General features: G+C 39.7%; 8 protein-coding genes and 1 tRNA gene. 1 reads left to right on the top strand and 8 read right to left on the bottom strand.

The window, feature by feature from the left end; genetic code table 11:
- Positions 1-3: 3 nt before the first annotated feature.
- Together GGQ84_RS11440 and GGQ84_RS11445 are read right to left on the bottom strand one after the other, a co-directional pair.
- Positions 4-603, bottom strand: coding sequence for an RNA polymerase sigma factor (locus GGQ84_RS11440; RefSeq protein ID WP_429162757.1), 600 nt, complete (start codon positions 601-603; stop codon positions 4-6).
- A gap of 52 nt (positions 604-655) precedes the next feature.
- Positions 656-1,813 carry a DNA polymerase IV gene (locus GGQ84_RS11445; RefSeq protein ID WP_429162758.1) on the bottom strand — a complete coding sequence of 386 codons (1,158 nt, stop codon included), beginning with the start codon at positions 1,811-1,813 and terminating at the stop codon, positions 656-658.
- A 124-nt stretch (positions 1,814-1,937) separates the two neighbouring features.
- Here GGQ84_RS11445 and GGQ84_RS11450 point away from each other — a divergent pair.
- Positions 1,938-2,026 (top strand) — tRNA-Leu (locus GGQ84_RS11450).
- 166 nt (positions 2,027-2,192) lie between these two features.
- On the opposite strand, the gene GGQ84_RS11455 is transcribed toward GGQ84_RS11450, so the two are convergent.
- From GGQ84_RS11455 to GGQ84_RS11480, 6 genes are all read right to left on the bottom strand, one after another.
- Complete coding sequence (locus GGQ84_RS11455) at positions 2,193-4,058, bottom strand: methyl-accepting chemotaxis protein (protein ID WP_429162760.1); 1,866 nt, start codon at positions 4,056-4,058, stop codon at positions 2,193-2,195.
- Positions 4,046-4,264: a hypothetical protein gene (locus tag GGQ84_RS11460; protein WP_429162761.1), complete on the bottom strand. Its 219-nt coding sequence runs from the start codon at positions 4,262-4,264 to the stop codon at positions 4,046-4,048. The genes GGQ84_RS11455 and GGQ84_RS11460 overlap by 13 nt, the downstream gene beginning before the upstream one ends.
- 41 nt (positions 4,265-4,305) lie before the next feature.
- Positions 4,306-7,602, bottom strand: coding sequence for a DEAD/DEAH box helicase (locus tag GGQ84_RS11465; protein WP_429162763.1), 3,297 nt, complete (start codon positions 7,600-7,602; stop codon positions 4,306-4,308).
- 24 nt (positions 7,603-7,626) lie between these two features.
- Positions 7,627-9,072 (bottom strand): ATP-binding protein, encoded by a 1,446-nt coding sequence (locus tag GGQ84_RS11470; RefSeq protein WP_429162764.1) that lies wholly within the window; start codon positions 9,070-9,072, stop codon positions 7,627-7,629.
- Positions 8,999-9,628, bottom strand: coding sequence for a hypothetical protein (locus tag GGQ84_RS11475; protein WP_429162766.1), 630 nt, complete (start codon positions 9,626-9,628; stop codon positions 8,999-9,001). Before GGQ84_RS11475 ends, GGQ84_RS11470 begins: the two co-directional genes overlap by 74 nt.
- Positions 9,629-9,753: 125 nt before the next feature.
- The gene (locus GGQ84_RS11480; protein ID WP_429162768.1) at positions 9,754-10,806 is read right to left on the bottom strand and encodes an ABC transporter substrate-binding protein; all 1,053 of its coding nucleotides are present in this window, start codon (positions 10,804-10,806) and stop codon (positions 9,754-9,756) included.
- Positions 10,807-10,950: the final 144 nt, after the last annotated feature.

Consider the following 10,950-nt stretch of genomic DNA (forward strand, 5'->3'; position numbering starts at 1 on the left):
CCTTTACTTTATTTGACGATATTTCATGGGAAGTTGTTCCCCACCGGCTAGTAATTTATCTCTCAACATCCTTCTACCCCTGCTGAGCCTAGATTTTACTGTACCTAAATTTATATTTAACTTATATGCAATTTCCTCATAACTAAGCTCCATTAGCTCTCTCATTATCAATACTATTTTATAGTCATAGGGAAGTTGATCTATTGCCCTTTGCATATACTGCTGCAACTCCTTTTGCTCCACAACCTCTTCAGGTGAATAGCCCTTACCTTCTAGTTGACGTACAAGTGACTTGTCATCATATTGCACTGGCTCATCTATGGAAGTAGTCGGAATTCGCTTTTTCCTCATTTGATCACGACATACATTAGCAACAATGTGGTAAACCCATGTGCTAAATGCAGCCTCCCCCCGAAACTTTTTAATAGATTTAAATATCTTTACTAGCGCCTCCTGTGCTAAATCAGAAGCGTCTTCATGATTTCCCATAATTCTATATGCAATGCTATAGATTCTCTTTTCATGTCTTGCTATAAGCTCCTCAAAGGCATCAACATCTCCATGCTGACTCTTATCTATGAGCTCTTCTTCACTCAACAACATTCTCCAGCCCCCCTTTGACAAAGGAATACACCTTTATATTAGACGCAAACTATTAATCGATTGTTCCTCGAAACACTGACCTGTCACCAAACCTATCTTTTATTTTGTCTACTGCACTATCTATCTTAGCTTGCTTGTTGCTCACATTCTCACTAAAGAGTGATAATTGTTCATCACACTGCCCTGACTCAAGATTTGACAAAGTCAACCCGATTAACCTCACAGCTTTGTTATTCCACTCTTTTTCAAATATACCTTCAGCTATTCTATATAATTCCAAATCTGAATCTATCCCCTTAGCTAAAGTAACACTTCTAGTTATAGTTGCAAAGTCGTGGTAGCGCAATTTTAGAGTTATTGTTCTTCCTCTAATTTCCTTTAATCTAGCTCGCCGGGCAACTTTTTCAGCCAGTGGCAATAAAATCTGTTTTAATGCTTTTGAATCCCATACATCCTTTTCCAATGTGGTTTCATTTCCAATAGATTTAACCTCTTCATCAGAAATCACTGGTCTATTGTCAATTCCTCTAGCTAATAGGTATACAGCTTCTGCATTTTTTCCAAAGTACGGCCTCAGCTGTTGTACAGCAAGCTTCCGCAGTTGACCAATTGTTTTTATTGCCCTGTTATTTAAGTTTTGTGCAGTTTTCTTGCCCACACCCCAAAGTTCCTGGATTGGCAATCCTTCTAATAACTGAACAGCTTCCTCTTCGCTGATAACTTTAAAGCCATCGGGCTTTTCCATGTCAGAAGCCAATTTTGCCAAGTGCTTATTGTAGGATACCCCCACTGAAGCGGTCAACTGATTTTCTGTTTTTATTCTATCTTTTATCTGTCTTCCTATTTCTTGGGCACTGCCAAATACCTTATCACAACCTGTCACGTCCAAAAATGCTTCATCAATTGACAGTGGCTCTACTAGTGGCGTGTATTCGTAAAAAATTTTAAAAATTTCCCTGGAAGCTGCTTTATACTTTTCCATATTTACCGGTATAATAACGGCATTTGGACAAAGCAGTTTTGCGCGAAACATGGGTATCGCAGACCTAACTCCAAACTCTCTAGCTTCATAAGAACATGTGGAAACAACACCCCGTTCTGAGTGCCCCCCCACTATAACTGGCTTGCCTTTTAGCACAGGGTTGTCCCGTTGCTCTACAGCCGCATAGAATGCATCCATGTCTACATGAATAATACTCCGCTGCTGCAAGATTATCACCTCACATAATAGTACAACCTAATTATAGCACACAAACACTTTGAAAAACCTTAAAAAATAAGTTGATTTTTCACGGGGCCTATGATAATATATACAAGTGTCAAGCAAAAAACATGCCGAAGTGGCGGAATAGGCAGACGCACTGGACTCAAAATCCAGCGGGCTTTGCGGCCCGTATCGGTTCGATTCCGATCTTCGGCACCAACTCAAGCAAAAAAAGTAATGTGCGGTAATATAACGTGGTAACGAATAAAATGCGTGTATACTAGTTAATAGTTACGCGTTTTTTATTTTGTCAAAAAAAAGACATACGCTCCCCTTTAAGTAAATATAAACCCCCTAGCCTAAAGGCTTAGGGGGTTTTAGTAACTTAAAACTTCTCAAAATCAACATCAGAAAAATTGTCCATGTCATCTATATCATTATCTACTTGGTTAGATTTTTTTCTGTTAGATATGTCATTAAAACCCCTTGGTGCGGATGGTTTTGTTGAGCCTTTCTGGTTGGCTGATAGGGTGCTGCTTTCTGTATCTGGATTTAGCTTAAACCTGCTTACAAGTTCGTTAAGGTCAATTGCCTCACTGCTCATATTTTCACTTGCACTAGCAATTTCTTCTACTAGTGATGCATTTTGTTGGGTTGCCTGATTTAGCTCATCAATTGCTATGCGTATATCTGCTGCTGATGTTGTTTGCTCGCGCAGCGATGCTGCAATTTCACCAACTACATCTGTAGTTTTGCGCGTGTTTTCTACAATAGCATTTAAGACCTTTTGAGTATCATCCATCTCTTGATTACCACGGTCAACACGATCAATGCTTGCTTTAATTAATGTTTCAATCTCTTTCGCTGCATCTGCAGAGCGTCCTGCAAGATTACGAACTTCAGCTGCTACTACTGCAAAACCACGTCCCTGTTCTCCAGCACGAGCAGCTTCAACTGCAGCATTAAGTGCCAACAGGTTAGTCTGGAAGGCTATGTCATTTACTGTAGATATAATCTCAGAGATCTCTTTGCTGCCATTAGTAATTTCTATCATCGATTCCTTAAGGTTACCAACAACTTCTTCTCCCTGCTGGACTGTTTCTAATGTACGTTGTGAAAGATTGTCTGCCTCTGTTGCATTTGCTGATGACATATCCATGGATGAAGTAATTTCTTCAATGGTTGAGGCAATCTCTTCAAGAGATGATGCCTGTTCTTCTGTACGCTGTGATAGATCCTGGTTACCTGTAGCAATTTCTTCTGTTCCATATTGTACATTATTTGTAGCCATTTTGACCTGGTTAAGGCTCTTATTTAGGTTTTCTATGGTTACATTTAGATCCGTTGCCATCATCCCTACTTCATCGTTTGATTTGATATCTGCTTTAACTCGCAGGTCGTTTTGCCCCACCTTACCCAGCACTTCCTGTATCTTAATAATCGGGCGAGCAATGGAGTTAGCTATTGTGTAGCCTATTGTTGCAATAAGTGGAGTGGCTACCGCTAGTACTATAAGCATAAAAGCTTGAATTCTGCTTACAGCTGCATATGCTTCTGTTTGGTCAATTTCAATTACTAGACCTACTATCTCCTCACCTAGCCCTACAGCCCTAACCTCGCCAATTACCGGTTCACCACCATAGTCATTGTACTCACCATAATCATAAGCACCAATATTTCCAGACTGAATTAACGAAGCTGCCATTCTAGTAGCTTCACTATCTATAGACTGATTTAAAGCTGCATTATTAGTATGCTCGCCCCTGAGTGTATTGGTAAGTAGTAGTCCTTCTTCATCTACTAAATACACATCTGCTGTCTCTCCAATTAAATAGGCATTTTCGTGAAGCATATTTTGTATGGTCATGTCATCAACTACAACACTGACAATACCAATTATTTCATTAGACCCTACTGCATAAACAGGCTGTGCTACAGCAATATAATTTGTATTAATTATATCTGAGTACTCATACTCTGACCAAGCCAGTTGATTGCTCATGGCATTTTGAAAGTATCCTCGGTGGGAAATGTTTAAGTCTTCATAGGCTGGATTTGTAGTAAAGATAACATCCCCGTTAGCTAAGGTTAAGTGAACAGCAGTATAATCATAGCTCTCGATACTGTTTTGAGCAAAGCTTGCAAAGTTATTTATATTCCCAACCCAAACTTCATTATTAAAATTTAAATTATCATTTACAAGTGCTGTTAGACCATTTCGAAGGACGTTACGGGCAGCTAGCTGCTGCACATCCTCCCGACGAAACTCAAAAAACTATCAAAATTCTGTTCAGAGAAATCTGCAAACATAGTTAACTTGGCAAATGCTTCTTCCTGAATTGCTGAGCGTGATTGATTTAGTGAAAGTAAACCTACCGCCAGTGCTGATATAATGCCAACTAACAGCAAACTGGTAATCAATTTCATCCTTAGCGTTATTCTCATTTTTTTTAACACAGGCATCTCACTCCTTTTATATATAGTTACATACTCCTTACTTAAAGCTCCAATAATTGGCGAATTTCCTCTTCACTCAAAGATGTGAGGAGCTTCTCCTCAGGTTTGATTACCTGGTCGATTAACTCCCGCTTCTGCTGCTGCAAAGCAAAAATCTTTTCTTCTATGGTTCCCATGGATATCATCCTGGTCACATGTACCACTTGTTTTTGACCCAAACGATGAGCTCGATCCGAGGCTTGATCTTCTACTGCCGGATTCCACCATAGGTCGTAATGAATTACCTTGTCAGCACCGATAAGATTGAGCCCAGTTCCTCCAGCTTTGAGGGAAACAAGAAATAACTTTCTCTCTCCAGCATTAAAGGCGTTGGCCATTTCTAAGCGCTTGCTAGCAGGTGTCGCTCCATCAAGATAATAATAGCTGAGTTTTCCCTTTGTAAGCATCTGGCCAATAAGCTCTAACATTCCAGTAAACTGGGAGAATATGAGCACCCTATGACCACTTTCCACCGAATCCATCACCACCTGCTCCAATTGCTCTAACTTGCCGCTGCCCCCATGATAATTATCTAAAAACAGGCTGGGGTGGCAACAGATTTGCCGCAAACGCATAATGCCAGCTAAGATTTTCAGTTTGGATTTTTCAAAACCCTGCTCTTCTAATTCTTGAAGCATCTCTCCCCGGAACTGATTCCAATAGGCCAAATAGACCTTTTGCTGCTCAATGGTCAAAGACGATAGTAACTTATCCTCAATTTTTTCTGGTAATTCCTTGAGCACATCCTTCTTCAGCCGACGCAGAATAAAAGGACTGACCCGTTGAGCTAATGTGGCAGCTGCTTGCTGATCTCCATCTTGCTGAATAGGCTTACCATACCGAGTATTAAATACTTTTAACGAGTAGAGATACCCGGGAAGCACGCAATCAAAAATTGACCACAGCTCCGCCAAAGAATTCTCCACTGGCGTTCCAGTAAGCGCGAACACTTGCCCAGCAGAAATAGATTTGGCTACCATTGCTGTCTGCGATTGGCCATTTTTAATGTACTGGGCTTCATCTAGTATCAATAGACTTAATGTCTTGTTCTGATAAAGCTTTTCATCCCGGCGCAAAGTGGCGTAAGAAGTAATTAACACCTGGGCTTCCAGTTGGGGCCAAGTTGCCAGTAATTCTTGCCGCTCCCCTGGGGTCCCTGTAACCAACTGGGTTTTTAGTTCGGGAGCAAATTTGGCCAGCTCCGCTTGCCAGTTATACACTACTGAAGTAGGCGCCACCACCAAGGCTACTCCTCCCTTATCCTGTAGTTCTGAAGCTATCAAGGCAATTGCTTGCAGGGTTTTACCTAAGCCCATATCGTCTGCCAAAACACCTCCAAAGCCACAATTTGCCAAAGTTTTAAGCCAGCGAAATCCCTGTTTTTGATACTCCCTCATGACACTGTCCATGGGCTCAGGGATAAAAATAGACTCCTTAGCTGGATTTTTCACCTTGTCCAGTAACTCTTGGAAAGCTGCCTCCCTTTGGAAGCTAGAAGCCAAGCTGCCTTGGGTGACCTGCTCTAGATTGAAAGCCCGATATTTAGGCAGGTGAATGACCTTCTTTTGCAAGTCCTTATCTTTTATGGACAGTTCATCCATCAGTTCTGCTAATTCCTGTAGATCCTGCTCCTGGTCTAAGGAGAAAAATCCTCCACCTTTAAGGCGAAAATAGCGGCGTTTTTCCCGCAATGCTTTAAACAGTCCGGCCAACTCTCTCTGATCAATCCCCTCCCATTCAAAACCAAGCTCCAGTAAGTCCCCCCTACTGCTCAATCCAAGGCGACCCTTGACCTTGGGCCGACTCACCCCTAAATTTTTTAGCCGATCGCTATAGAATATCTGAGCCAATTTTTGAAGCGCAGGTATCTTTTCTGTGAGAAAAACATAGATTTTTCCTTCTTCCTCTAGGTACAGACCACTCTGCTCCACTTTGAAGTTAGCCCGCTCTAGCTGATTCATAAATTGACTTTCCCGTTGACTGTCCCGCACCAGTATTTTCTCTGTTGACTTCACCCCGTTTTCTGCTCCAAATGGGTCAATTATCCGCCCTCCGTAGCAAAATTCCACTTTAGCAGTCAGCTTTTTTCCCATCTCATCCAGATACATCTTGATCACTAGTGGCTCTTGCAATAGGTTATCCGTCACCACTGGAGCTACTTTAAGTTCTCCCACCTGGGGTAATAGTGGATAGATTTGAGATATAAATTTTTCCTGGTATTCTGGCGGGACCAGGATTGGATTCATTTCTTTCAATCCAACAAAAATAGGTAGTAAGGTCTGTTTTTCCTCCTGGCTAATATGAAAAACTTGCTTGTTATAATATAAAAAACGGCTGTTAGGTTCTAAGGAAATCACATCACCTTTCAAATTCACTTTTAATTGCAAAAGCTCTCGCTCTTTGAGCAGCTCCATACTCAAAGGTAAGCTTTGCTGAATTTTTTCAATGTGATAAGAAACACCCTTGAGCTCTAGCGTAAAATCCCGCTTCTTAAAAATAGTCAGTACATTGGCCACCATGGAACTAGGTATTCTAGCATACTTGCCACTGATAAGGCTAACCCTCCGTTCGTAGGGGTAGCTGGCAAACCCACTTTGCAAAGACCTCTCTAGTTCATCTAGTTCCTCCAAAAAGTCAATCAGCTCTTGGTCTACCTCACTAAAGTAGTGTTCATTATCGTAATAGGTAAACTTCTTTCCAAAATAGAGACTTCCTTCCTCATAGCGCGCTCGAAGAAAATCGTCTATGCTCTTGACAACATAAAGCCTATCCAAGCCAATTTTTAATGATAATAGGTATTCCCAGCTCCTATCCCATTCCTGATAACTTACCTTTAGAGTTGGCTCAACTTTCAGCATGGAACCAGTTGTTTTAGCCTCCCCCGGCTCCAAAGGATAATGCACCAAGCCGAGCATTTCCGAAATGGTACTGGTCATCTTTTCTCTGAGGCGCTGTTGCTGTATTTGTTCTGTTTCTTGCTGGTTAACAGTACCAGTGTTGTTGAATCTTATCTGCTTCTGGTCTCGATATAACATTAACAGCACTGCCACCACATGCTTGCAAACCTCCTGCCTCTGATCGTACACAGGACAGGTGCAGAAAAAGTCCCAGCTGTTATGCCCATAAAAAACCACCTGTACATGGTATTCATATGTACCTGAGACCCATGCATTGTATGACTTCTCTTCATGGTCAAAAGTCAACTTTCTAACCAGTCCTTGCTGTAAATACTTTATTCCCCGAGAAAAAACTCCCTGGTTCTCACATTGCCCTTTAATCCATTCTATATTCAGCTTCAACGCTATTCCTCCAAGTCACATGCCTTAGATTTCTATTTTTATGTGCTCAAATATATCTCTAGCCTTTTCATAATCAAACTGATCAATAGTCAATTTAAATTCCTTATATTTAGCAGCTAACTGCTGATCCTTAGGCAGCATAGCCTCTAATCGGTCTACTAATTCTTGCTCAATAAAGATATCATCCGCAAGCAACATATCCAATTCTTTCACTAACTCTTCTAGCTTTTCCTGGCTTTGCTCATCCCGACGTTCTCGCTCCTCTGTTAGGTCATAGGTCTCTCTATCATTTAGCAATACATCTGCAGACCCTATAGCTTTGTCTACTTCTACTTCTGCGCCTGCTTCATTTAAATCCAGGGTAAAGTAAAAAACAGATCCTACTCCAAGCTGGCTCTCAAACCAAATTGACCCTCCCATGAGCTCTACTAGCTGCTTAGTTATAGTTAGTCCCAGGCCTGTTCCTCCGTGCTTTCTGGTGATTGAGCCATCAGCTTGAGTAAACACATCAAAAAGTACACCTTGCTTTTCTTCGGCAATACCAATGCCTGAATCTTTAATGGTAAATAGAATTTTCTTCTTTTTCCCACTTACTTCTTGTATGTCCACCATGATTTCTATTTGTCCAGACTCGGTAAACTTAACTGCATTCCCTAATAAGTTTATCAGCACCTGGTTAAGCCTTAAAGAATCTCCCATAATATACTCTGGCACTTGAGGAGAAATTATTTTATTCAACGCTAATCCCTTTTGCTCTACTTGATAAGTGAATAACTCTGCTACATTATCAATTATTTCTTTAATAGAAATAACTCTAATTTCTAACTCTAAACTGTCTGCTTCTATTTTTGAATAGTCTAAAATATCATTTATAATAACTAGTAGATTTTTGGCGGACTCCTGAATTTTTGTTACATAACTAGTTACTTCATTGTCCCTAGATTTCTTTACAGCCAAGTAACTAAGTCCAATAATACCATTCATTGGAGTGCGTATTTCATGACTCATATTGGCTAAAAAACTACTTTTTGCTTTATTAGCCTCCTCAGCCTTTTGCTTGGCTATTTCCGCCAGACGCTTTTCCTGAAGCATTTTTTTCTGGGCATCGAGATTTTCCTTCCAGGCCAAATTGAAGGCGTCAACTATTGGTGTTAGCTCGGAACTTTCATTAACTGTTATTGCAACCTGTTTTCCTCCAATGGTTTCTTTTACCTTTTGGGACAATTCATTTATGGGCTGCATAGTGCGATTTGCTAGGATTACCCCTAGAACAGCAAATAAGATAATGCCTAGGGCGGCTACTAAAAGTATTAATCTGCTTATATATTTAATTTGGTTGCTAATTTCTATAAGAGATCTCTGATTGGCTATCAGCCCCAATTCCCCATCCATTATCTTATAAGTTATCCCCACATATAAAGCTATTAATTCCAGGATCGACATTCTTAATTCGCTCATAAGAAAATCCATAGTCAAAAAGCGAAGCAGGCTTATTTTTTGTTCTATCTTCTATTCCCTCTAATTTGCTCTGGATCTTCAAAAAAATAATACCTGTATGGTCAAACATGATGACATCACCTTCAACATCAATATGCTCCTTTTCTAATTCTTTTTCAAACCAACCAGGATTAAGTTTGTGAACTGCAATGTACAACAACTCATCGTCCGAACTGAAAAATGGAATAATTAAATCTATGTACAGTGAATTCTCAAATGGATGAAACCTCGTGTTAAAAATGGGCTCTCTTGCACTAGTGCCCAGTTCGTATATATCCCTTCCCTGATAGTTATAGCCTACCCTAATGGGATCACTAGCATATTGAACCCTCCCATCCTTGTTTAGAATAAAAGATTCCATATAACGAGGGTTCTCAGCCAAAATCTTAATTATTTTTTCAGGATGTTCATTTCCAAAGACATTATGATAATTAGACAACATCTCCTGTTCACTAATAATAAATGAATACAGCCTAGTCTCAAATTTGTTAATCAGCTTTTTAGCTTGCTCTTGATATGATTCAGTCATTGTATTGTTTATATAAACATAAAAAAGACTAGATAACATCACAATACTAATAAATCCTGCTGAGACAAAGAAAGAAAAAAAACCTAAGTTTCAATCTATTGTCTATTGGTACTTTGCTGGTAAAACTATTCACCATTAGTCACCTCAATATAGCTGCCATTACTAATATTGACAATTCTATATGTGCTTGATTGTAGTCTACCTTCAATATCAAAGGAGGTACATCCAACCATCCTCTCTTGGTTATATTCATTTAGGCGCCATTTGATCTCTTCTTTCCTGTCCGACTGCTCGATCATATCATAAAGCAAGGTTAGTCCATCATAGATCCGTGGCCCCATAGTGTCAACTTGATGATAACCAATAGCTACCCTGTACTCCTTAGCAAATTCTTGAAGAGCATGATTTTCCCCTTGGCTAAGCTGTAAATACAACTGAGGTGCATAGCTATACATGTTCAAATCTATCCCTTCTAATTCCCTTAAGCTTTCCGGACTAAGACTAATTCCAGTCAGTGCTATAGGCTTATTAAGGCCTGATATGTATAGCTGTTGTAAAAAATGTTCTACCTGTCTTGAGCTGAGGAATAGAACAATTGCATCATACTCATCTTGAAGCTCATTCAAGTAATCAATTTGCTGAGTAAAATCATTTTCATTACTGGACACAGTATTAGAAAAATATACATCTATCCCAAATTCCTCTAAGTTGGACTGCAAATCTTCCCAGCGTTGGGCTATATTAATCAAATCGCAGACAACTACTGCTATCTTATCAGCTGCTAATTGATTAGATAAAATCTTAATCATTATATCTGTTTCGTGAATTAGCCGTTCTCTATAAGAGAAACTCCAGGGGTTATCAATAAATAACTCTTCATTTGTAGCAAAGAAGGATAGGTGGGGAAGGCTATATTCTGCCGCTAATTTAACCGTTTGCTCAGTTCCAGTAGTGTTAAAATCCCCTACTAAAGCTACTGCTTTAGCTTGGTTTGTTTCCAAGTATTCTCTGGCTTTTCTATAACCTTCTTCTTCACTTCCTGTATAAGTTATGTAGTGGTGTTCAATTCCTGAGTTCATATTAGTTCGTTTGTAGTCAGCCAAAGCCATATGAGCAGCAGTTAGCTTTCTGGTTGGGTTTAAGCTGGCTGTATCACTCTGGTCCTTTGTAACTATCACTATGATTTTTGAAGGGTTAGCGCTAAAGCTTGTATAATATAAGAAGCAACACTAGTGTTGCATAAAAACTTATCACCATAGTACAACCAGAATTAAGAAGAAATATTCTTGCATTTATTTTTATTTATTCAATAATTTTACATA

Source organism: Desulfitispora alkaliphila (genome assembly GCF_050433185.1).
GTDB lineage: Bacteria > Bacillota > Desulfitisporia > Desulfitisporales > Desulfitisporaceae > Desulfitispora > Desulfitispora alkaliphila.